This is a genomic window from Flavobacterium sp. RHBU_24, assembly GCF_046613695.1.
Lineage (GTDB): Bacteria > Bacteroidota > Bacteroidia > Flavobacteriales > Flavobacteriaceae > Flavobacterium.
On the sequence record NZ_JBKJHD010000007.1, the window covers coordinates 128198 to 148396 of the forward strand.

19 protein-coding genes are annotated in these 20199 nt (G+C 42.0%); 7 read left to right on the forward strand and 12 right to left on the reverse strand.

Annotated elements, in window-relative coordinates; all coding sequences use genetic code 11:
- Nucleotides 1-97 precede the first annotated feature (97 nt).
- The 4 genes from ACLI09_RS09220 to ACLI09_RS09235 all read right to left on the reverse strand — a co-directional run bounded on the left by ACLI09_RS09220 (nucleotide 98) and on the right by ACLI09_RS09235 (nucleotide 4217).
- The gene (locus ACLI09_RS09220; protein ID WP_411419318.1) at nucleotides 98-760 is read right to left on the reverse strand and encodes a YggS family pyridoxal phosphate-dependent enzyme; all 663 of its coding nucleotides are present in this window, start codon (nucleotides 758-760) and stop codon (nucleotides 98-100) included.
- Nucleotides 761-859: 99 nt separating this feature from the next.
- On the reverse strand, nucleotides 860-2074 hold the full coding sequence (locus ACLI09_RS09225; protein WP_411419319.1) for a DUF1015 domain-containing protein: 1215 nt from the start codon (nucleotides 2072-2074) through the stop codon (nucleotides 860-862).
- Between the two features lie 220 nt (nucleotides 2075-2294).
- Nucleotides 2295-3179, reverse strand: a complete 885-nt coding sequence (locus tag ACLI09_RS09230) for a 3-hydroxyacyl-CoA dehydrogenase family protein (protein ID WP_411419320.1) — start codon at nucleotides 3177-3179, stop codon at nucleotides 2295-2297.
- Nucleotides 3180-3251: 72 nt separating this feature from the next.
- Nucleotides 3252-4217, reverse strand: coding sequence for a Gfo/Idh/MocA family protein (locus ACLI09_RS09235; protein WP_411419321.1), 966 nt, complete (start codon nucleotides 4215-4217; stop codon nucleotides 3252-3254).
- Nucleotides 4218-4386: 169 nt separating this feature from the next.
- Between ACLI09_RS09235 and ACLI09_RS09240 the strand changes: the two genes are divergently transcribed.
- Entirely contained in the window at nucleotides 4387-5034 is a 648-nt protein-coding gene (locus ACLI09_RS09240; protein ID WP_411419322.1) for a protein-L-isoaspartate(D-aspartate) O-methyltransferase, read from the forward strand.
- 426 nt (nucleotides 5035-5460) lie between these two features.
- Here ACLI09_RS09240 and smpB read toward each other — a convergent pair whose 3' ends face one another.
- The 3 genes from smpB to nudK form a co-directional block, all read right to left on the reverse strand.
- Complete coding sequence (smpB, locus tag ACLI09_RS09245; protein WP_411419323.1) at nucleotides 5461-5916, reverse strand: SsrA-binding protein SmpB; 456 nt, start codon at nucleotides 5914-5916, stop codon at nucleotides 5461-5463.
- A gap of 43 nt (nucleotides 5917-5959) precedes the next feature.
- Nucleotides 5960-8272, reverse strand: a complete 2313-nt coding sequence (locus ACLI09_RS09250; protein ID WP_411419324.1) for an acyl-CoA dehydrogenase — start codon at nucleotides 8270-8272, stop codon at nucleotides 5960-5962.
- Between the two features lie 98 nt (nucleotides 8273-8370).
- A complete protein-coding gene (gene nudK / locus ACLI09_RS09255) occupies nucleotides 8371-8949 on the reverse strand; it encodes a GDP-mannose pyrophosphatase NudK (protein ID WP_411419325.1) in 579 nt (192 codons plus the stop codon).
- A gap of 148 nt (nucleotides 8950-9097) precedes the next feature.
- On the opposite strand from nudK, the gene pdxH reads away from it, so the two are divergent.
- The 4 genes from pdxH (at nucleotide 9098) to ACLI09_RS09275 (ending at nucleotide 13488) form a co-directional block, all read left to right on the forward strand.
- Nucleotides 9098-9742 carry a pyridoxamine 5'-phosphate oxidase gene (gene pdxH, locus ACLI09_RS09260; protein WP_411419326.1) on the forward strand — a complete coding sequence of 215 codons (645 nt, stop codon included), beginning with the start codon at nucleotides 9098-9100 and terminating at the stop codon, nucleotides 9740-9742.
- A gap of 91 nt (nucleotides 9743-9833) precedes the next feature.
- Nucleotides 9834-10355, forward strand: coding sequence for a SixA phosphatase family protein (locus ACLI09_RS09265; RefSeq protein ID WP_411419327.1), 522 nt, complete (start codon nucleotides 9834-9836; stop codon nucleotides 10353-10355).
- Nucleotides 10321-12537 carry a polyphosphate kinase 1 gene (gene ppk1 / locus ACLI09_RS09270; RefSeq protein WP_411419328.1) on the forward strand — a complete coding sequence of 739 codons (2217 nt, stop codon included), beginning with the start codon at nucleotides 10321-10323 and terminating at the stop codon, nucleotides 12535-12537. Before ACLI09_RS09265 ends, ppk1 begins: the two co-directional genes overlap by 35 nt.
- Nucleotides 12538-12597: 60 nt before the next feature.
- Nucleotides 12598-13488, forward strand: coding sequence for a Ppx/GppA phosphatase family protein (locus tag ACLI09_RS09275; protein ID WP_411419329.1), 891 nt, complete (start codon nucleotides 12598-12600; stop codon nucleotides 13486-13488).
- 2 nt (nucleotides 13489-13490) lie between these two features.
- On the opposite strand, the gene ACLI09_RS09280 is transcribed toward ACLI09_RS09275, so the two are convergent.
- From ACLI09_RS09280 to ACLI09_RS09295, 4 genes are all read right to left on the reverse strand, one after another.
- Nucleotides 13491-13871: a PAS domain-containing protein gene (locus ACLI09_RS09280; protein WP_411419330.1), complete on the reverse strand. Its 381-nt coding sequence runs from the start codon at nucleotides 13869-13871 to the stop codon at nucleotides 13491-13493.
- A gap of 73 nt (nucleotides 13872-13944) precedes the next feature.
- Nucleotides 13945-14268 (reverse strand): hypothetical protein, encoded by a 324-nt coding sequence (locus ACLI09_RS09285; RefSeq protein ID WP_411419331.1) that lies wholly within the window; start codon nucleotides 14266-14268, stop codon nucleotides 13945-13947.
- 154 nt (nucleotides 14269-14422) lie between these two features.
- The gene (locus ACLI09_RS09290; protein WP_411419332.1) at nucleotides 14423-14824 is read right to left on the reverse strand and encodes a response regulator; all 402 of its coding nucleotides are present in this window, start codon (nucleotides 14822-14824) and stop codon (nucleotides 14423-14425) included.
- The gene (locus ACLI09_RS09295) at nucleotides 14821-16776 is read right to left on the reverse strand and encodes a sensor histidine kinase (protein ID WP_411419333.1); all 1956 of its coding nucleotides are present in this window, start codon (nucleotides 16774-16776) and stop codon (nucleotides 14821-14823) included. The genes ACLI09_RS09290 and ACLI09_RS09295 overlap by 4 nt, the downstream gene beginning before the upstream one ends.
- Before the next feature lie 278 nt (nucleotides 16777-17054).
- On the opposite strand from ACLI09_RS09295, the gene dnaK reads away from it, so the two are divergent.
- Complete coding sequence (gene dnaK / locus ACLI09_RS09300) at nucleotides 17055-18950, forward strand: molecular chaperone DnaK (protein ID WP_411419334.1); 1896 nt, start codon at nucleotides 17055-17057, stop codon at nucleotides 18948-18950.
- A gap of 234 nt (nucleotides 18951-19184) precedes the next feature.
- The gene (locus tag ACLI09_RS09305) at nucleotides 19185-19538 is read left to right on the forward strand and encodes a hypothetical protein (RefSeq protein WP_411419335.1); all 354 of its coding nucleotides are present in this window, start codon (nucleotides 19185-19187) and stop codon (nucleotides 19536-19538) included.
- A 75-nt stretch (nucleotides 19539-19613) separates the two neighbouring features.
- Here ACLI09_RS09305 and ACLI09_RS09310 read toward each other — a convergent pair whose 3' ends face one another.
- A complete protein-coding gene (locus ACLI09_RS09310; RefSeq protein ID WP_411419336.1) occupies nucleotides 19614-20042 on the reverse strand; it encodes a DUF1573 domain-containing protein in 429 nt (142 codons plus the stop codon).
- Nucleotides 20043-20199: the final 157 nt, after the last annotated feature.

Consider the following 20199-nt stretch of genomic DNA (forward strand, 5'->3'; position numbering starts at 1 on the left):
GTTTAAGGTTTCAGGCTCGTTTTAAAGTTGTGTATGGTTCATTCAAATGACCAAATCAACTAATCAACAAATCTCCTAATGCTCCAAATATACAAAATTATCTGTTTCCAAATATGCTGCTTCCTATCCTGACCATATTACCTCCGCAATCAATTGCTATGCGATAGTCGCCGCTCATTCCCATGCTTAAAGTTGACAGTTGAAAGTTGACGGTTGACGGTTGCTTACTCAGTTGGTCAAAAATGCTTTTCAGATATGAGAATTCTTTGCGAATCTGAGCCTCATCATCGGTAAATGTAGCCATGCCCATTAGTCCGGTAATACAAATGTTTTCCAGTTGCTTAAATTCATCTGATTCAAGTAGTGCTTTAAGTTCTAATTCATTAAGCCCAAATTTTGTATCTTCTTCAGCTATGTGAATTTGCAGCAGGCAGTTGATTACTTTGCGGTAGCGTTTTGCCTGCCTGTTGATTTCAACCAAAAGCTTAAGGCTGTCTACACCGTGGATGAGGCTCACAAAAGGCACCATGTACTTTACCTTGTTGGTTTGCACATGGCCTATCATGTGCCACTGGATGTCTTTAGGCAGCTGCTCCCATTTCTCCACCATTTCCTGCACTTTGTTCTCACCAAAAATGCGCTGCCCGGCGTTGTAGGCTTCCGTAAGGTCAGCCACGGGCTTAGTTTTGCTCACTGCCACCAGGGTAACGTGGGGCGGAAGGGAGGCTTTTATGGAGAGGATGTTATTTGCGATACTCATTTTTAGTTTACAGTTTACGGTTATTAGTTTACAGCCAGTTGTGTGGGTTAAAATCGAACAATTGAACGGTCCATCTATCGATTCTAAAATACTAACAATCTATAATTCATACACCACCAGCCCGCTCCTGAACTTCGGTTCAATATACGTACTTTTTGGCGGCATTATCAGGTTGTTGTCTGCCAGCTCTTTTATTTCATCAATAGAAGCCGGATAGAGCATAAAGCCAACGGCAAAGGTGCCTTCGTCTACCATTTCTTTAATTGTGGTAATGGGTTTGTTGCCGGGAATGTACGTAATGCGCTCATCACTACGCAAATCGTTAATATCAAGTAATGGCTGAAGTACTTTGGTGTAAAGTATCTGTGCATCAAGCGCCTGGTGTACGGTCGCAAATTGTTTGTGTTTCAGGGTAAGACTGTAAAATTCACCACCAACGTACATGCCAAACTCAAATTTTTTATCTGGTTTCCAAAGTTCGAGGTGACGGTTTTCAATGTCAAAATACTTTGCCAGTGCACTTAAAAAATCGGCCTTGGTCAGCCCGTTAAGGTCGTTTACCAGGCGGTTGTATTCATATATCTTCAGGTCGCTTTCCGCGATGAGAAAGCTCATAAAATAATCCAGGTTTTTATTTCCCGATTCCTTATCCTGCTTATACAGCAGTTCCGCAGATGCAGAACGGTGGTGGCCGTCGGCTATGTACAGGCTGGGCATATTGGCAAACTCCGCCTGTAGCCATGCAATTTCCTGTGGGTCTTTTATGCGCCACAGCGTATGCTTATCACGGTTAAGCGAAGAAAACAGGTACAGCGGGCGGCGTTGCTTGCGCTGGGTTATCCATTGTTTCAGGTCGGCATTATCAGGGTAGGTGATGAGCACCGGCTCGGTATTAAAGCCTGTTTGGTGCAGGTAATCTTTAAAATATTCTACTCGATATTGTAGCGTGTCTTCGTGCTTTTTGATGATGTTATTCTGGTAATCGGCAATAGAGGTTCCCGCAATGATGCCCGTAAATACTTTATTTTTACTCTGAATTTCATACAAGTAAAAAACCGGCGTGGCTTCCTGCTTTAGTATTTCCTCATCTTTATATTCCCTGTATTTTGTATGCACCGATTTAAACCGAATACTCTCACTAAGCTTGTGCATATTTACATAAGCCGGGTTAAGCACATGCAAAAACGAGAACGGGTTATAATCCAGCTGCGAGGCGAGCTCAGCGGGGCTGTATTCGTCGTAAGAACGGCAGGTTACCAGGCTTACCTTATCGCGTGCCGGGCGTACCGCCTTAAATGGTATTATTGTTGCCAAAGAATTTGTTTAAAGTTTCAGGTTTAAGTTTGGAACACAGGTGACACTGATTTACTAGATTATCGCAGATTTTTTAGGGTGCTGTCATTGCGAGCGGAGGAACGGAGCGCGGCAATCTAATACTTTACATTGACAAATATTCTTCCACTACGCTTCGCTTCGGTCGGAATGGAAACTGCCAACTACGATGGAATACTGAGCACTGACTACTGGCCAGGGACTACTTCTTATACGCTACCTTCTCCGCTTTTTTACTCTCGCTGTAATCATAAAACCCTGCGCCCGATTTTACACCAAGCTTGCCGGCGCGCACCATATTTACCAGTAGCGGGCATGGGGCATATTTAGGGTTCTTAAAGCCATCGTACATTACGTTTAATATACTCAGGCAAACATCAAGGCCAATAAAGTCGGCTAACTGTAGCGGCCCCATAGGGTGCGCCATGCCCAGCTTCATTACGGTGTCTATTTCATACACGCCGGCCACGCCGTTATACAGGGTTTCTATAGCCTCATTTATCATGGGCATCAAAATACGGTTTGCTACAAAACCCGGGTAATCATTAACCTCAACGGGTACTTTGCCCAGCTTTTCGCTAAGGTCCATAATGCTTTTTGTCACGGAATCCGAGGTATTATACCCCCGTATGATTTCCACAAGCTTCATAATAGGCACCGGGTTCATAAAGTGCATGCCTATTACCTTGTCCTGCCTGTTTGTTACCGCCGCTATCTGCGTGATTGATATAGATGAAGTATTGGTAGCCAGTATCGTTTCGGTGTCGCAATAACGGTCAAGGTCTTTGAATATCTTTAGCTTCAGGTCGGTATTTTCGGTTGCAGCTTCCACTACAAGGTCGGTATTTACCACGCCATCCTCAATATCGGTATAGGTAATGATGCTGCCTATGGTTTTGTGCTTATCAGCTTCAGTAATTGTGCCTTTAGCCACCATACGGTCAAGGTTGGCCGCAATGGTATTCATACCTTTTTCAAGCGATTGTTCCGAAATATCTATCAGTTTTACATTAAAGCCGCTTTGGGCAAAGGCGTGTGCTATGCCGTTGCCCATGGTTCCGGCACCTATTACTGCTATGTTTTTCATGAGTTTATTTGTTCCTTGTTATTTATAAAAATTGCGGATATTTATTTATCCGCAATTATATTTTAGGTTCAATTAATTATTAAAACACGCCACTATCCTATGAGCAATCCTAAGCGCTTCAGTGCCGTCTTCCAGTGTAACTACTGGCTTGGTGTCATTATTAATGGCATCTGCAAAGGTTTCGAGTTCGTCCAGTATGGCATTGTTTGCGGCTACATCGGGGCTTTCAAAATAAATTTGTTTCTTGATGCCCTCAGCATTTTGCAGTATCATGTCAAAATCCCCCGGCACTTCCGGCGCGTCTTTCATCTTAACTACTTCACATGCTTTTTCCAGGAAATCTACCGATATGTAAGCATCCTTCTGGAAAAAACGGCTCTTGCGCATATTCTTCAGCGAAATGCGGCTTGCGGTAAGGTTAGCCACACAGCCATTCTCAAACTCAATGCGGGCATTGGCAATATCGGGCGTGTCGCTAATAACCGATACACCACTTGCATATACATTTTTTACCGGCGAATTTACAACGCTCAGTATCACGTCGATGTCGTGTATCATCAGGTCGAGTACCACAGGAACATCAGTACCGCGCGGGTTAAACTCAGCCAGGCGGTGCGTTTCTATAAACATCGGGTTTTCTATCTTTGCCTTTGTAGCTATAAAAGCGGGGTTAAAGCGCTCTACGTGGCCTACCTGGCCTTTAATATTATGCTGGTTAGCAAGGGCAATAATTTCCTCTGCTTCTTCTATTGTATTAGAAATGGGTTTTTCTACAAAAATGTGCTTACCGGCAGCGATTGCCTCTTTGGCACATTCGTAATGGCTCAGGGTAGGGGTTACAATATCAACTACATCTACCGCTGCAACGAGCTCAGCGATGGTGTTAAATTTTAGGTAGCCAAATTCCTTTGAAACTTTTTCAGCGTTATCACTGTTTGGGTCGTAAAAACCTACAAGTTCGTATTTATCAGACTGGTTTAGTAAACGCAGGTGGATTTTACCAAGGTGCCCCGCGCCCAAAACGCCAACTTTTAGCATATTGATTCAGATTTTAAACAAAAATAGTGTTATTTACGCTGAATTTCCAAAAATCAGTTAACCAAATGCTGCTCAATCACTAATAATTTATAATAGTAACTACTTTAACTTTGGTTTGGAAAATAGCCTCTTTGTTTGCTATTTTTACCAAAATATTACCGCCTTAACTTTGAAAGACACCGCCAAACATCAGGGACTTCGTAATCAACTCGTAACCGTTTTAGAACAGAAAGGCATTACGGACAAAGCCGTATTAGATGCCGTTAAAAAAGTGCCCCGCCACCTGTTCCTTAACTCCAGTTTTGAAGATTATGCTTACCAGGACAAGGCGTTCCCCATAGGGGCGGGGCAAACCATATCGCAACCCTACACAGTGGCCTATCAGAGCCAGCTGCTTGAAGTTAAAAAAGACCATAAAGTGCTTGAAATAGGTACCGGTTCAGGCTACCAGACCGCCATTCTTTTTGCTATGGGGGCTAAAGTATATAGTGTAGAGCGCCAGAGCGAACTTTTTAAAAGTACCTCTATATTACTGCCCAAGCTTGGCATCCGCCCAAAACACCTTTCCTTTGGCGATGGTTATAAGGGATTGCCTAACTATGCACCATTTGACAGCATTATTGTAACCGCCGGCGCGCCCATGATTCCGAAGCCGCTTATGGCACAGCTGAAAGTGGGGGGCAGGCTGGTAATACCGGTAGGCGAGGAAGGCAAGCCCCAAATAATGAACCTGCTGATACGCAAAAACGAAACCCAGTTTGAAAAACATGAACTTGGAGAATTCAGGTTTGTGCCGTTATTAGAGAATAAGAATTAATACTACAACTTCTTTTTTGGAGAATTTCTCGTTTTTAGTGTTGATAACTTTTTTTTAGGCCTCTATCTTCCACATCATATTACTCACATTGCACAAATTGCTTAACTTTTTTCATTTTGATGCCTAAAATCGAAACAGTTTTTCGTACTGATAATCAGTGTGGTATGTTTTTTGATTCTTGGCAGGGTGCCAAATGTTAATAACTCATTTTTACTGAACACGCCGCTTCAGTACTTTACAGTGTTTTTTGTTTATGGTTTAAAGTTTTTTTGAAAGTTCAGGTCGGCATAAAATTTCCCAATCTTTTGACTGAACAAACCACTTCAGTACTTCGCATAAAAAAAGTCAAAAGAATAAAAGTCGAAAGTCAAAAGTCCGTTACGTTATCCACGGACTTTTGACTTTTATTCTTTTGACTATAAAAAACTATTTATATTCCTTCTTTATCCTGTCAAGATCACGTTTAGTATCGCGCTCCTTCATGGTTTCGCGCTTGTCGTAGTTTTTCTTACCACGGCAAAGGGCAATATCTAGTTTTGCACGGCCTTTCTCATCTGTAAAAAGGCGCAGTGGCACTATCGTGAGGCCTTGATTCTGTACTGCTTTTTCAAGGGTTTTCAGCTCTTTGCGGTTCAGCAGCAGCTTGCGTGCGCTTTTGGCGGTGTGGCCAAAGTTTCGGCTAAACATGTATTCCTCAATAGTGGTATTAATGGCAAAGAGTTCGTGGTTTTGGAATTCGCAAAAACTTTCGGCAATAGAAGCCTTGCCCAGGCGTATGGATTTTATTTCGCTGCCGGCCAAAACAATGCCCGCCGTGTACCGGTCGATAATCTCAAATTCAAAGCGCGCGCGCTTGTTTTGTATGTTTACAGTTTTTAGCATAAGGAGTGCAAAGGTAATAACAATAGTTTAATGTAGCAATAACTTATGCCTGGGCAATTTTTGTAGTGGCAATAGCCCCAAGGCAATTCTGCGGAATGTTAAACGCGTCTACAAGCGGCACGGCATCCTGGCGGATTTCCCAGCACAGCTGGCTTACCAGCTTACGCACGGCTTTGGTTTTTACGCCTTCCATATAACCCTGCTCCAAGTACCAGCCTTTATGCTCCTCAATTTTATTCAGCGCAAAAAGGTTATACAGCCTTGTAAGAACTTCTTTTAACGGGGTATTGGTGGATGCTGTTTCCAGTTTTGCCTGGAACTGCTCCAGTATTACCCTGTCCAAATAAGAGTCGGAAATTTGCAGCATGTGAGGGTGCATTATGTTAGCCGCATCAAAACCATCAAGCCCATCATCTACCAGTTTTTTAAAGCGCCTTGCGGCAGATGCTACCAGCTCTCGTTCCCTGTATTTAAACGCCTGCAAATGGAAGGCAGGGTCTTTAAGGTGAGCATCGTCTGTATTGCGGGTAGCAAACGGGTTTTTCTCAGTAATGCCGGTTTTTGCCTGCTCTACCACATAATTAAAAATGGTACTCACGTTCATTTCACCAAATTCCTTGCGGTATTCGCCCAGGCGGTTTTTGGCTGTTAGTTGCATCAGTACGGTATTATCTCCTTCAAACGTGGTGTATATTTCGCTGTCGTTCTTTAGGTCGTCTATACGGTTTTCGCTCAGGTAGCCCTTGCCGCCACAGGCTTCGCGGCACTCCTGCAAGGTATCGCGCACGTTCCAGGTAGTGTAAGATTTTAACCCTGCGGCCAATGCTTCAATCTCTTGCATATCATCCTCGGTGCGGTTAATAAAGCGTTTGGTAAGATATTGCAGGGCAAACGTAAGCGCATACGCATTCGCCAGGTAGGGCATGAGCCTGCGCTGGTGCATGCGGTAGTTGAGTATGGGTACTTCATTGCCACCTTCGGGGCCAAACTGCCTGCGCTTGTCGCTGTATTTTATAGTCGTCGCAAGGCCTACTTTAGCTGCCGCCAATGCCGAACGCGGTATGCCTATACGACCGCCCACTAAAGTTCCCAGCATGGTAAAAAACCTGCGGTTATCGCTGGGTATGGGGCTTTCAAATGCGCCCGCTTCGCTAACGCTGGCAAATTTATCAAGCATGTTTTCATACGGAATGGCTACATTATCAAAGTAGATAATGCCGTTGTCCACACCATTTAGGCCCATTTTGTGGCCGCAGTCTTCAATGGTAATACCGGGTAATACTTCTTTTTCCTTATTGCGAATGGGTACTATAAACGCATTCACGCCATAGTCTTTGCCATCTATAACAAGTTTGGCAAACACGGTCGCTGCCTCGCCATGGGTGGCAGCATTGCCTATGTATTCTTTGCGGTCGTATTTTTCGGGGGTATTTATGGTAAAGCTGCGCGTGGCATGATTGTAAGTAGCCGTGGTGTGTATACCCTTAACATTACTGCCGTGGTGGGTTTCGGTCATAGCGAAGCAACCGGGCAGTTCCAGCGAGCCAATTTTTGCTAGGTACTTTTGGTGGTGTTTTTCGGTTCCTAAAAATAAGATACTCATGCCCCAAAGGCCAAACTGCACACCAAATTTAATCACAAGGCTCAAATCCTGGTAACTCAATGTTTCCATAATGGCAAAGTAGGCTTCCATATCGCCCTGGCCGCCCTGTGCTTTAGGGTAAGCATAACTGCCCAGGCCTTCTTTGGCTAACACTTTGCACCACTCCAGCACCTTTTCGCGGAAAGCGGCTACATCGCTATCTACTACAGGATTAAAAGCATCGGTGCCTATAATTGCTTTTACTTTATTGATTATACCCGCGTGGTCGCCGTCAAGGAAAGCTGTCATATCGGCAATATCAAAGCTTTGTTCGGTATTGTGCTGCTGGGTGACGCTTTGTGCCTTGCGGGAATATTGTGCAATTGCATCGCTCCCTATAATGCCCAGTTGTTGTTCAAGGAGCACAAGAGCCGGGGCGATGGTTTTAATGTCTTCCTCTTTTAGGGCAGGCCTTTCAGCATTGGCTATCATGATGCCAAGGTCGGTAAGCGAAGCTACATTTTTGCCGTTAGCAGTCAAAGCAGTATCTATTTTTTCCCGCCAGTGAAAAAGTTCAGATCGGGTAGGGGGTGCGTCAGCATTTATTTTAGATTTCAGGAAGTCTTTCTCTGCTTTGGTAAGCCAGTTTTGTGCGTTTATAAAGTCGGCTATAGACTTATATTCATTGGTAGTGAGTTCATTATCCTGCCAGGCGTGATACAGTAGTGGTAGTAATATTGCAAGTTTAGGGTCGTTATTAAAAGTAATGTCCATTGTTATACGTTTGTTGCCCTAAAAATAAGCATTATCTTAGGTTACGTTCTACAAAGGAGTGTTAAAAAAGCGGCTAAGCTGCTTAGAAGCTAAGTGGCTTAGTGGCTCAGAAGCCCTTCAAGCTTTGCGTGCTGCAACAACATAATCGTCTTTGCATCCTTAATCTCGCCCGATTTTATCATGCCGTAAGCTTTGGTAAAAGGCAGTTCCAATACCTCGATATCCTCGTTTTCTTCGTCAAGGCCACCGCCTTCGCTTGTTTTCATGGCGCTGCTGTAGGGTGCTATAAAAAAGTGTATGGTTTCGGTAACGGAGCCGGGTGACATATATACTTCCATTATCTTTGTTACCTCGCCTATGGTGTAGCCGGTTTCTTCCTGGGTTTCGCGCCGTATGCATTCTTCAGGTTCGTTGTCGTCCAGCTTACCGGCACAAGCCTCTATCATCATGCCTGTGGGGTTACCGTTATACCAGGTAGGTATGCGGAACTGGCGGGTGAGTATTACTGTGCCTTTTTCTGTATTGTATAATAGTATTGTAGCGCCGTTGCCACGGTTGTATACCTCCCTCTCGGCTATGCCGGGTAGTTCATTTTCGTTTTCAAATTGGTAGGTTACCTTTGTAAGGGTGGCCCAGTTTTTACTGAGCAGTTCTTCTGAAAGGATTTTAAACTTCATAATATTTTCTTAGAATTTGCCGTAAATGTAATCATAATGAATTAAGCATAAATATTGATTACGATTATTAAAATGCTACGCTGCTTTTATTATGTAACGATACTGCTTTAGGTTTTTGCATTACATTTGTATTATAAAATGCATACACATGTCAGACCTTAGTGATTACCGCAAATCATACGAAAAAAGCGAACTTACGGAAGAAAATATTCCGCAGGAGCCTATCGAACTTTACCGAAACTGGTTTTTAGAAGTGGAAGCAACGGGCGTTGGGGGCGAAGTTAACGCAATGACAATTAGTACACTGGGGTTAGATGGCTACCCTAACAGCCGCGTGGTGTTGCTTAAGTCGTACAATTATGAAGGATTTGTATTCTTTACTAATTATAACTCGGATAAAGGCAGGGCTATTGAAGCCAACCCTAACGTATGCCTTAGTTTTTTCTGGCAGGGTATGGAGCGTCAGGTAATTATTAAAGGTAAGGCCGAAAGAACCACGGAGAATATCAGTGATGGTTATTTTGACAGCCGTCCTGATGGCAGTAAACTGGGTGCGTGGGCCTCTGAACAAAGCGGCGAAGTAGTATCGCGCCAGTACCTTGATAACAGGCTTAAAGTACTTGAACATGAGTTTGCCGGAAAAGAAATTCCGCGCCCGCCGCACTGGGGCGGTTACCTGGTACGGCCCACATCAATTGAGTTCTGGCAGGGCAGGCCTAACCGTATGCACGACCGCATCCGCTATATTTTGCAGGATGACTACAGCTGGAAAATTATCAGGCTGGCGCCATAGCGTAAGCCGAAACGAAAATTAACAAAATTTAAAGAGTAATACGTTTTTATTTTCGGACTTTTAAAATATTGATACTAAAAACCAGAAACGTATGAAAACCCTGATATTGATTCGCCATGCCAAGTCAAGCTGGGATGCACCCCTTACTGATAAAGACCGCCCGCTTAACTCCCGTGGCATAAGCAATGCCCACCTGGTTGCATCGCATGCGGCGCAGCACCTCCCTACATCATACATAGTATGGAGCAGTACCGCAAAGCGCGCAAAAAATACAGCCTATATATTTGCTGAAACGCTGTTTATACCTATAGATACCATAAATTTTAGGGATGACCTGTATACGTTTGATGAAAAAAAGCTCGAAAAAATAATAAAATGCTGCGATAACCAATTTGATAACCTAATTCTTTTTGGACATAATGAGGCTATTACTAATTTTGTTAATATCTTTGGAAACCGCGCTGTAGACAACGTGCCTACATCCGGTTTTGTTTCCATTTCGTTTGATGTAAACGACTGGAATGACATCCGCAAGGGTATAACAAATGTGTTACTATTTCCAAGAGATTTAAAACAATATGATTCACCACTCACCGGTAAACCTGTATACTGACAGGGAAAAAAGCTGGCTCGCCTTTAACGCCAGGGTGCTACAGGAAGCTGCAGATGAAACAGTTCCGCTACTTGACAGGCTTCGTTTTTTAGGGATTTTTTCAAATAATTTCGACGAATTTTTCAGGGTACGCTACGCTGCTATCCGTCGCCTGAGCCTTGAAGGCATTACCAGCGAAGAATTGCCGCTAAACCATTCTGCACACAAGCTTTTAGGCGAAATTACCGATATAGTTATCGAGCAGCAGTCTGAAAGCCTCCGTATACTAAGCCTTATAGAAAAAGAGCTTGAACGGGAAAATATATTTATGCTTAATGAAACCCAGCTGAACCGCGAACAACAGCTTTTTGTGAAAGATTTTTTTATACAAAAAGTAGGGCCGGAGCTGGTAACCATCATCCTTAACGACCTGGAGGAATTCCCAAGCCTGCGTGATGGCTCCGGCTACCTTGCCGTAAAGCTTAACATGAAAACCAAGTTAGGTACAGACGAAGACGAAGATGGCTTTTTAAGCAAGCATAAAGTGCGCTATGCGGTTATAGAAGTGCCACGTACCATAAACAGGTTCCTTATACTTCCTTCAGCATCTGAAAAACAGTACATTATTATGCTGGATGACGTTATCCGTTTTAACCTCGACAGCATTTTTAATATTTTCAAATATGAGAGCGTTACGGCCCACATGATAAAAATTACCCGTGATGCCCAGCTCGATCTCGACAGCGACCAGAGTAAGAGCCTTATGGAAAAAATTTGGACTGGGGTAAAAGACCGGCGTATAGGCGAACCCGTACGCTTTGTATATGATGTGGAAATTGAAAATGATACACTACAGTTCCTGCTTACAAACCTTAAAATAGATGCGTCTGACAGTATTATACCCGGCGGGCGCTACCACAACCGCCGCGATTATATGGATTTCCCCACGCTGGGCCGTAACGACCTGCTGTACCAGCAAAATCCGCCGCTACCAGTTAATGGACTAAGCCTGGAGGGAAGCATACTGCAAAAAATAAAAAAGAAAGATTACCTTATATACGCGCCTTACCAAACGTATTCTTACGTTATAAAATTTTTGCGAGAAGCAGCACTCGACCCTAAAGTATTCGCCATAAAAATTACGCTGTACCGCCTTGCCAAGAACTCGCAGATAATAAGTTCGCTTATTAATGCTGCCCGTAACGGCAAAAAGGTAACCGTACAAATAGAGCTACAGGCCCGTTTTGACGAAGCCAGTAACATTACATATGCCGAGGCCATGCAAACTGAGGGCATCAATCTGATATTTGGCGTAAAAGGGCTTAAGGTACACAGTAAGATTTGCCTTGCCGAGCGTATGGAGGGCGGTAAGGTAAGGCGTTACGGCTTTATATCTACAGGTAACTTTAACGAGAGTACTGCGCGTATTTATACAGATGTTACCCTTTTTACGGCGCACCAGCAGATAATGAAGGAGGTGGCCAGGATATTTGACTTTTTTGACGTTAACTACCGCGTGCACCGATACAAGCACCTCGTAGTTTCTCCGCATTATACACGTAATAAATTCAGCAAGCTTATAGACCGTGAAATACTGCATGCCATAGCCGGTAAAGATGCTTTTATAAAGCTGAAGATGAATAGCCTTACCGACTTTAGGATGATTGATAAGCTATATGAAGCAAGCAGGGAAGGGGTTCGCATACAGCTTATTATCCGTGGCATGTGCTGCCTGGTGCCGGGCGTGCCGGGCATGAGCGACAATATTGAGGCAATAAGTATTGTAGATAACTACCTGGAGCACCCAAGGATATTTATTTTTGGGAACAATGGCAAACCGGATATTTATATTTCGTCGGCAGATTTTATGACACGTAACCTTGATTCGCGCGTGGAAGTGAGCTGCCCTATTTATGACGAAGATATTAAAAAAGAGTTACTGGATACCTTTGAAATAGGCTGGAAAGGTAATGTAAAAGCCCGCCTGCACAGCCAGGGGCTTGAAAATAAATACCGCAAGCGTGGGAATGCAAAGCCATTTCGGGCGCAGATAGAAACCTATAACTATTACAGGGATAAGCTCGAAGTGATTTATGAAGTGGTTAAGCCGGAAGAAAGCAACTTAGCCTCTGAGCCGCTTAGCTCCTTAGCATCTCAGGATACAAAAGAAAATATTTTAAATAACACTTCTACAGGGAAGTAATATAAAAAGCCTCTGAGCGCCTAAGTGGCTTAGCAACTCAGAAGCTCAGAAGCTTAGAAAATGATTGATATAAAAATATATGCGGCTATAGACATAGGTTCTAATGCCATGAGGCTTTTAATATCTAATATAGTAGAGCAGGAGGGCAGGGAGCCGCAGTTTAATAAAAACTCGCTGGTGCGTGTGCCCATACGCCTGGGCCAGGATGCCTTTACTGTAGGTGAAATAAGTGAAGAAAACATTGCCCGGATGATAGATGCGATGAAAGCCTACAAGCTTCTCATGAAGGTATATAAGGTAGAGCGTTATATGGCATGTGCCACATCGGCTATGCGGGAGGCTTATAATGGCCAGGAAGTTGCCGAAATTATAGAACGCGAAGCAGGTATAAAAATAGATATTATAGACGGTAAAAAAGAGGCTGCAATTATAGCGGCAACCGACCTGAATGAGTTTTTAAAACCCGGCCAAAACTACCTTTTTGTAGATGTGGGCGGTGGTAGCACCGAGTTTTCATTATTTGCAGATGGAAAGATCGTGGCTTCGCGTTCGTTTAAAAACGGTACTGTGAGATTGCTTAACAATATGGTAAACGAAGTGGTATGGCAGGAAATAGAAAAATGGATAAAAACCGTTACAGAGCCCTATGAAAATATAAGCCTGATAGGATCTGGCGGAAATATAAACAAGTTGTTTAAACTTTCGGGCAAAAAGCAGGATAAGCCACTCTCTTACTTTTATATTAACAGCCAATACCTGTTTTTAAACTCACTAACTTATGAGCAGCGTATTGCCCAGCTGGGACTTAATACAGACCGTGCCGACGTAATTATATATGCCACACGCATATATCTTAATGCCATGAAATGGAGCGGAGCACGCAATATTTATGTACCAAAGATAGGGCTGAGCGACGGTATTGTTAAAGCCATGTATTTTAACAGGATATAATCCTACTTTATCTCGTGGAGTTTTTGCATTACCTCGTTCAGTATTTCTATAGTTAACGGCTTTGTTTTAAAAGCAAAAAGCAAACCTTCCTGACGTTTGTAGCCAAACATTTCTTCGGCGGCAGAGTTCATCAGAGTTATTTTCCTGGTTTTATCGGTAATTATAAATCCGCTCGGCGCTGCCTCGATAGCCTTTTGAAAGTACTCTTCAGCTGCATTTTTTTGGCTTTCAGTTCGGTTTATATAAACCGTGGCTCTCCAGATAATAAAAAGTGAGGTGATAATGAAACTGGTTGCAAATAAGGCAATACCAAATTCCACATTAATCATTGCCTTCTGGTGGCTTAAAATTCGAAGATAACTCAGAATAATTGTTAGAAGCACAATTTTAAAAAAGAGCTTACGCGCTATAACATTGCTAATGCGGTTTCCTATAAATATTCCCGTAATGCCTTCATTATAATTTACAAATGACGCAGCTATGGATATGAGAAAAAAAGATATTGCTGTGGGAAATGCCATAGAAGTAATAAGGTATAAGTGCTATTATACGGCCTGCTATTTTTATAATTTGTTTTTTAGAGACCTGTAAGACTAACGATACTGCTGAGGTTAACAGCCCAATTGCTGTATAAAATTTCATTGGAGAAGCGCCATGCAGTACACTTTTTAAAATATCTATGTTAAAAAACCAGCCAATTAAAGCAATAGAAGCTATTGAAAAAACCAAAATGCCTTTTACTATTATAAATTTACGGTAACTATAATCTACTTTAAACATAACCAATTAGTTTAAATGCTAATTAAGTTCATGTTTAAATATTTAGCAAGTAACCCGCCTATAGATATGTGCTTTTCATCGATACAAATGTGCAAATTATAACCACGCAATTTATTTACTATGCTTTCATAGCTAAAATTAAAATTAAAATGAACTATTTTGACTGATGAAATTTCTCAATTACCTCTTTCAGTATTTCAAGCGTGAGTGGTTTTGAACGAAAGTCTGACAACATGCCATGGGTTAGTGCGCGGGCTTTATCGTCAGGATTTTCTGATGTGGTAAGCATCACTACAATCATCACATCCTGATAAAGGTGTTTTAGTTTTTTATACTCGTCTAAAAACTCCCAGCCACTCATACCCGGCATATTAATATCCAGGAAAATAATATTGGGCTTTTCTTCCTGGCTCTGGATAAAATCAAGCGCTTCATAGGCGGTGCGCAGTGTGGTTATCTTTATTTGCGGGTCATACTTTTTTATAATCCTTTCATGAAAAAAGTTGTCAATCTTATTGTCGTCAATAAGTAAAATATGATTTACTGTTTTGCTCATAATTTAAGGTTTAAAATTGTGAATTTAAATGTACTCCCTTCTCCCGGTTCAGACTCCGCCCATATTTTACCCCCGTGCATTTCAGCAATTTTTTTACAGTGGGCCAGCCCTATGCCATAGCCCTGGTACTCATCATTACCATGAATTCGCTGAAAAATATTAAATATATTAATTATGTGCTTTTTATTAATGCCTATTCCGTTATCTCTAACTGCAAATTCATAGTATCCGTCTATAAGGCGGCAATGTATTGAAATCTCAGGAGGAATGTTCTTTTTACTAAATTTTACAGCATTATTTAATAAATTTTGAAACAACATCCTCAACTCTGTATCATAAGCATATAGTGTAGGCAATTCTTCCGGGTTGTAAATAACGATGGCATTGCTTTCGCGAATAAGGCTCTGTAAATCGGCTAAAACCTCGGCTAAAATTGCTTGTATATCAGTACTTACAAGTGTTTTGTCCCGTCCCAGCCTACTAAAGTCGAGCAGGTTGCGTATTAGTTTTTTCATGCGGTCTACCGCTTCGTTTATATTACCCAAGTGCTCTTTTACCTCACCGTTTATCTGTTCGGGGTAATCTTCCTCAAGCAGCATTATGTAGTTAGATACGGTACGAAGAGGCTCCTGCAGGTCATGGGAGGCTATAAAGCTAAACTGCTCCATTTCCTGGTTTTTTTGCTGCAATTCCCTTAGCTGGTCCTGCATTATCTGCTCGCTTCGCTTACGCTCTGTAATGTCTACTATAGAAGACAGTGCCAATGTGCCTTCGCTGGTTTTTACGGGAGTTATAATTATCTCCACCGGAAATTTATTGCCTTTTTTAGTCTGGCAGTAAATTTCATCGTTTGCACCGTAATGCAAAGTATTTTGATTTAAAAAAAAATGTTCACTTCTTATCCTTTCATCCCTGCGCAGTTCCTCAGGCGTTATTATTTTTGTCATGCTGCCTATTAGCTCCTCTTTTGTATAGCCAAATAACCGGGCTGTTTTGTTATTTACATGTATTATTTCGCCTTCACGGTTTGATAATATAAGCGCGTAGGGCGATGCTTCTATACTTACCCTGAAGTTTTCCTGCATTTGCTGCCCTTTAAGGGCTATTTTATTCAACGCTTTAGATGTTATCCAGATGCAGATAAAGCATATAATTAAAAAGGAGATGCACAGCAGTGTTATACCCAGTTCGTCCGGCACTATACTGGCACTTGTAAAGCCGGCTCTTAAAAACCCCAGTATAAGCACGGTAGGGACTATAGAAACGGTAAGCTTTCTGGCCATGATATTTCCTATTTCCTTTCCGGTTAGCAGGCCCACTATGCCGGTATTAGGGTGTATAAAGGCTGCACCGCATGAAAATAGTATAAAAAGTACACTGGTGTGCAGCGCCATAGAATTAGCAAAAGAATAGCTGTACAGGTTTGGGATGCTAAATAAATAGCCTAAAAATGCTACAGAAGCAACCAGGGTAACCACATGTAGTAGCAATTGGTATAGTTTCCTTGCATTTTTACCACCTGATTTAATTAATAACAGTGCAAGGCTGCTAAACAGAAAGCAAACAGCAGTAAGTGGAGACATACGCCCGGGGCTGTGCTCGCCTTTAAATGCCGCAACGGTATCTTTTATAAACAATTCATCTATTGCGAAATTAAACCCAAAAACCTGAGCGAAAGACAATAGCCCGTAAAGCCCCACGATTGAAGCAAGTATTTTTGGGACAACTTTATTTTTACGCCTGCCCCGTTTCAATTCTATAACAAGGGCAACCGCGAGCAATATGAAACACAGGGCAGTGTTAAATTTCATTGATACAAAATTAGGGCAGATACTTTTAAGCGCTTCTATTTCTGCAAGCCACCCTACCATAACTACAGCACCCGCAGTAAGCGTAATCATAGCTGCCAGTAATGCTATCTTATTATATCTAACATTGTAGCTTGTACCCATAATATAATAATGAAACTAATTTTGGTATGGTTGTTTGTGTAATTTAAATTAAATTATACGGTTTGATTATTTCATATTGTTAAAAATAGGCATTTAAATTGAATAATGTAATTTTTAAAATCTAATTTTAAACATATTATATAATAGCTTTCTTAAAATGACATCCTGTCATATTTATCCTGTCAAAAAAACATTTTATATCAATGGCACAATCATTGCCTAAAGAAATGCGAGTGAAACAAGAAATATCAAATTCAAAAAAGTAAACTATAAACAAGATGAGTAAAATAATCGGTATTGACTTAGGAACAACTAACTCGTGTGTATCCGTAATGGAAGGTGGCGAACCCGTAGTTATTGCCAATGCAGAAGGAAAAAGGACAACCCCATCTGTTATCGCATTTGTAGAGGGCGGCGAAATTAAAGTAGGCGACCCAGCAAAAAGGCAGGCGGTTACTAACCCTACAAAAACAATAGCTTCTATCAAGCGTTTTATGGGAAACAAATATTCTGAAAGCGCTAAAGAGGTAAAAAATGTTGCTTATAATGTAGTTAGGGGCGATAACGATACCCCACGTGTAGATATTGATGGCCGCCTGTATACACCACAGGAGCTAAGCGCCATGACGTTGCAAAAAATGAAAAAGACTGCCGAAGATTACCTTGGGCAAACCGTAACCGAAGCGGTTATTACCGTACCGGCTTATTTTAACGACGCGCAGCGCCAGGCAACTAAAGAAGCCGGTGAAATAGCAGGCCTTAAAGTAAGGAGGATTATCAACGAGCCTACAGCGGCGGCGCTGGCTTACGGCCTTGATAAAAAAGGTATTGACCAAAAAATTGCAGTATACGACTTAGGTGGTGGTACTTTTGATATCTCTATCCTTGAGCTTGGCGACGGCGTGTTTGAAGTACTTTCTACAAACGGTGATACCCACCTGGGTGGTGATGACTTTGACCAGGTGATTATAGACTGGCTTGCCGATGAGTTTAAAAGCGAAGAAGGCATAGACCTGCGTAACGACCCTATGGCCCTACAGCGCTTAAAAGAAGCAGCTGAGAAAGCTAAAGTTGAGCTATCGTCTTCTACGCAAACAGAAGTAAACCTGCCATATGTAACGGCTACAGCTACAGGCCCTAAGCACTTGGTTAAAACACTTACAAGGGCTAAATTTGAGCAACTTAGCGATGCGCTTGTAAAACGCTCTATGGATCCTGTGGCAAAAGCCCTTAAAGACGCGGGCCTAAACAAATCTGACATTGATGAGGTTATCCTTGTAGGTGGTTCTACACGTATACCGCGCATACAGGAAGAGGTAGAGAAATTCTTTGGTAAAAAACCGTCTAAAGGTGTTAACCCGGATGAGGTTGTGGCAATTGGCGCAGCCATCCAGGGTGGTGTACTTACCGGTGACGTTAAAGATGTATTGCTACTTGACGTTACGCCACTTTCTCTTGGTATTGAAACCATGGGTGGTGTAATGACAAAGCTTATTGATGCTAATACTACTATCCCTACAAAAAAATCGCAGGTATTTTCTACAGCTTCGGATAACCAGCCATCGGTAGAAATACATGTTATACAGGGTGAAAGGCCAATGGCTGCCGATAACAAAACAATAGGCCGTTTCCACTTAGATGGTATTCCGCCTGCACCAAGGAGCGTACCGCAAATTGAGGTAACTTTTGATATCGATGCCAATGGTATCATCAAGGTATCTGCTACTGATAAAGGAACAGGTAAATCGCATGATATCCGTATTGAGGCTTCTTCAGGCTTAACGCAGGAAGAAATTGAAAGGATGCGTAAAGAAGCTGAAGTTAATGCCGAGGCAGACAAACTTGTTAAAGAGAAAGCGGAGCTTATTAACAAAGCAGACTCTATGATCTTTGAAACTGAGAAACAACTTAAAGAGTTTGGCGATAAGCTTTCAGATGCTAACAAGAAGCCTATTGAAGATGCCCTTGCCGAGCTTAAAGTAGTATACCAGCTTAAAGATACTAATGCTATACAGCCAATACTTGACAAGATTGATGCTGCCTGGAAAACAGCCTCTGAAGAGTTGTACAAACAAGGTGGAGATGCCCAGGGCGGCGCCCAGCAAGGTGCCCCTCAGGCCGAACAGGCTGAAGGCGACAACGTTCAGGATGTAGATTTTGAAGAAGTTAAGTAATTATCTATAGTTTAAAGACTGAAGATAGTAGATAGATAGAGGAACGCCCCACAATGTGGGGCGTTTTTTATGTGATATTTTTTAAGAATTTTCTTTCCATGTTTTACGTTTTTAACATATTTTTCGATTAAAAACCTTATTGCCCGATTAAATGCAATTGTAAGTTAATTCAGTTATAATTATATCGTTTGCGTTGATTTTTATTATAACTTTATTTGGTAATCAACTTACATTATGGAACCTTATTTTATAGTCTTGGAAATGCCCGCGAGCGGGCGCCATTCTGCCGACGAGGAACGGTGGGATAAAAACCTTTGCAGTACTATGGTGCGGTCAATAGAAGAAGGCAATGCCAAGGTAATATCGGTACGTAATGATACCGGTATATCCGAAGAACTGCGCAATTACGCCTGCAAGATAAAAAAATTTACCACTTTCCTTATATTACAGGTAACTCTTTCCCCAGCTGACTTTACTACTAAGAAAGACTTATATGAACGAATTAAACAGTGGTTGCGCAATACCTGCAATACCCACCTGGTATACGCCGAAGATAATTATGAACTGATTTCGGTAGAGGCTGCATAAACTGGTATGCTCAAAACGCGCCCCAAAATAAAAAGCCCGCTCTTATGAGTGGGCTTTGGCTATAATAACGCTCTCTTACTGGTCCATCATTGTTTTTTTCTTCTGTAGTACGTCCACCTTATCTTTTTCTACAACTTCACCTTTAATTTTTAGGGCTACGGTTCCATCGGGTACGTTAACCGCGTTGCTCATTACAGTAATAGTTTTACGTATAGGGCCGGTGTGCATGTTGTACTTAACCTCTATTTTATCACTTTTTCCGGGTGGTATCGGTTGGGTTGGTTTACTGGGCACAGTACATCCGCAGCTCGATTTTACATCGCTTATTATAAGTGGCGCGGTACCGGTATTTGTAAATTCAAAAACCCTTACGCCGTTGTCGTCTTCCTTGTTTGTAGTACCATAATCTATGGTGTCTGTCTTAAACTCAATCTTAGCGCCGGTTTGGGCAAATACACCCAGGCCTAAGAACAGCACAGCTACTAATGGTAAAATTTTTTTCATGCTAAAAAATGCTTTTGTTTCCGGTAAATTTAATCATCATAAATTAAACAACAAATTATGTGCCGCCTTTTTTTATAATTGTTCTTATATGGTTACTTTTGCATACAAATTTTTAAAAATAGGCCATTTTTTTGGATGTTTGTTTACCCCTAAAAAC

Bases quoted from the DNA above. Each gene is read 5' to 3' on its own strand.
- ACLI09_RS09220 (WP_411419318.1), bottom strand. From the start codon at position 760: ATGAGTATCGCAAATAACATCCTCTCCATAAAAGCCTCCCTTCCGCCC.
- ACLI09_RS09230 (WP_411419320.1), bottom strand. From the start codon at position 3,179: ATGAAAAACATAGCAGTAATAGGTGCCGGAACCATGGGCAACGGCATA.
- ACLI09_RS09235 (WP_411419321.1), bottom strand. From the start codon at position 4,217: ATGCTAAAAGTTGGCGTTTTGGGCGCGGGGCACCTTGGTAAAATCCAC.
- smpB (WP_411419323.1), bottom strand. From the start codon at position 5,916: ATGCTAAAAACTGTAAACATACAAAACAAGCGCGCGCGCTTTGAATTT.
- ACLI09_RS09250 (WP_411419324.1), bottom strand. From the start codon at position 8,272: ATGGACATTACTTTTAATAACGACCCTAAACTTGCAATATTACTACCA.
- nudK (WP_411419325.1), bottom strand. From the start codon at position 8,949: ATGAAGTTTAAAATCCTTTCAGAAGAACTGCTCAGTAAAAACTGGGCC.
- pdxH (WP_411419326.1), top strand. From the start codon at position 9,098: ATGTCAGACCTTAGTGATTACCGCAAATCATACGAAAAAAGCGAACTT.
- ACLI09_RS09265 (WP_411419327.1), top strand. From the start codon at position 9,834: ATGAAAACCCTGATATTGATTCGCCATGCCAAGTCAAGCTGGGATGCA.
- ppk1 (WP_411419328.1), top strand. From the start codon at position 10,321: ATGATTCACCACTCACCGGTAAACCTGTATACTGACAGGGAAAAAAGC.
- ACLI09_RS09275 (WP_411419329.1), top strand. From the start codon at position 12,598: ATGATTGATATAAAAATATATGCGGCTATAGACATAGGTTCTAATGCC.
- ACLI09_RS09285 (WP_411419331.1), bottom strand. From the start codon at position 14,268: ATGTTTAAAGTAGATTATAGTTACCGTAAATTTATAATAGTAAAAGGC.
- ACLI09_RS09290 (WP_411419332.1), bottom strand. From the start codon at position 14,824: ATGAGCAAAACAGTAAATCATATTTTACTTATTGACGACAATAAGATT.
- ACLI09_RS09295 (WP_411419333.1), bottom strand. From the start codon at position 16,776: ATGGGTACAAGCTACAATGTTAGATATAATAAGATAGCATTACTGGCA.
- dnaK (WP_411419334.1), top strand. From the start codon at position 17,055: ATGAGTAAAATAATCGGTATTGACTTAGGAACAACTAACTCGTGTGTA.
- ACLI09_RS09305 (WP_411419335.1), top strand. From the start codon at position 19,185: ATGGAACCTTATTTTATAGTCTTGGAAATGCCCGCGAGCGGGCGCCAT.
- ACLI09_RS09310 (WP_411419336.1), bottom strand. From the start codon at position 20,042: ATGAAAAAAATTTTACCATTAGTAGCTGTGCTGTTCTTAGGCCTGGGT.